Source organism: Mycobacterium sp. THU-M104 (assembly GCF_049197365.1).
In the GTDB taxonomy this organism is placed as follows: domain Bacteria; phylum Actinomycetota; class Actinomycetes; order Mycobacteriales; family Mycobacteriaceae; genus Mycobacterium.
This window is the reverse complement of sequence record NZ_JBMIOP010000149.1, coordinates 1-1,603: the sequence shown is the minus strand read 5'-3', so window position 1 is coordinate 1,603 and position 1,603 is coordinate 1. Positions and strand designations below refer to the sequence as shown.

The window sequence follows — 1,603 nt, the reverse complement described above, 5'->3', positions numbered from 1 at the left end:
CGCGATGCCCCCGGACCAGCCGGACCGCCTACGCCTTGACCTCCGGGTCGTGCTTGCTTGGCGTCGTGCCATCCTTCCCACAAAAGAAGGTGTGCACGAAACTCGGGGTGGTTCATTCCGGCGATTGAATGGATTGAATGGTTTGTGCCTGCGGCCCCAACTCGGTCCGCATGGCGAACTCGTGGGCCTTCTTGTCGAACGCTCCCGGGTGGGCGGTGGCGCGCATCGCCGACTTGGTTGTCAGCACCACGTCGCGCGGGGCGGCCGCCGGGCCGGTGGCCAGGTCCCGCGCGGCGGCGACCGGATCGTCGGCGACGCTGAGCGCCAGCCCGTGGTGCACGGCGGCGTCGGCGTCGAAGCGCATGCCGAACAGGAGTGCCGCGCGGGCGGCCTGCGGACCCACCGCGCGCTGCAGCATCCTTGAAGGGGCTGCGTGAAGGATCCCTGGCGTCCCGGGGGGATTGGCGCTCGATGGCCTCGAGCACTAATTTCCCTAAGGTGATGTTTTCAGCTACTGGTGCAGTCGGGCGGTGGATCGCCCCCTTACTCACGGTCGCGACGGTTACCGGCACGGGTTTTCTCGGCCACCCGGTGCAGGTCGGTCCCGCCCCGGCGGTGCGCTTGGCCGATGACGCCAACCCGTTCGCCGGCATGCCCCTCTACGTCAATCCCGCCTCGGCGGCCATGCGCGCCGCGCAGCACGCCGATCCGCCGAGTCCCGAGCTCACGGCCATCGCCAACACGCCGCAGGCGTACTGGATCGTCCCGGGCTCGTCGGCGGCCACGGTCGCCAGGTACACCGGCGACGCGCAGGCTGCCGGGGCTCTCCCGGTGCTGACGCTGTACGGAATTCCCCATCGCGACTGCGGCAGCTTCGCCGCGGGGGGCTTCGGGACGGCCGACGCCTACCGCGCCTGGATCGACGGCATCGCCTCGGACGTGGGCGCGTCGCGCACGGCGATCATCCTCGAGCCGGATGCACTCGCCATGGCCGATTGCCTGTCTGCGGACCAACGCCAAGAGCGCTACGACTTGATCCGCTACGCCGTCGACACGCTGAGCCGCAATCCGGGCACGGCCGTGTACGTCGACGGCGGCCACCTGCGCTGGCACACTCCCGAGGACATGTCGGCCAGGCTCAACCAGGCCGGCGTCGGGCACGCGCGGGGCTTCAGCCTCAACACGGCCAACTTCTTCACCACGGAGGACGAAATCGGTTACGGCGAGGCGATTTCGGGGCTCACGAACGGTTCGCACTACGTGATCGACACCTCGCGCAACGGCGCCGGGCCGGCGCCCGACTCGAAGCTGAACTGGTGCAACCCCAGCGGCCGGGCGCTGGGCGCTGCGCCGACCGCGGCCACCGGTGGAGCGCACGCCGACGCCTACCTGTGGATCAAACGTCCCGGTGAATCCGACGGGACCTGCGACGAAGGCGACCCGCCAGCGGGCACGTTCGTGAACCAGTACGCCATCGACCTGGCCCGCAACGCGGGCCAGTAGCCCTGCACCGCCGGTGCCGAGTCGCTGCGCCAATGCGGGGAGCTCGCTGGCGATGACTCCTCCCGGTGGCCGAGGATCTCGGAGGCCAATTCGGCGAGCG

Annotated in this window: 1 protein-coding gene and 1 pseudogene; one reads left to right on the top strand and one right to left on the bottom strand. The window is 70.0% G+C overall.

Features of this window, described 5'->3' with window-relative positions:
- Positions 1-112: 112 nt before the first annotated feature.
- Positions 113-418, bottom strand: a pseudogene (locus ACOJVU_RS12615) (enoyl-CoA hydratase); the annotation flags it as partial.
- 53 nt (positions 419-471) lie between these two features.
- Between ACOJVU_RS12615 and ACOJVU_RS12610 the strand changes: the two are divergent.
- Positions 472-1,503, top strand: a complete 1,032-nt coding sequence (locus tag ACOJVU_RS12610; RefSeq protein WP_421530089.1) for a glycoside hydrolase family 6 protein — start codon at positions 472-474, stop codon at positions 1,501-1,503.
- Positions 1,504-1,603 lie beyond the last annotated feature (100 nt).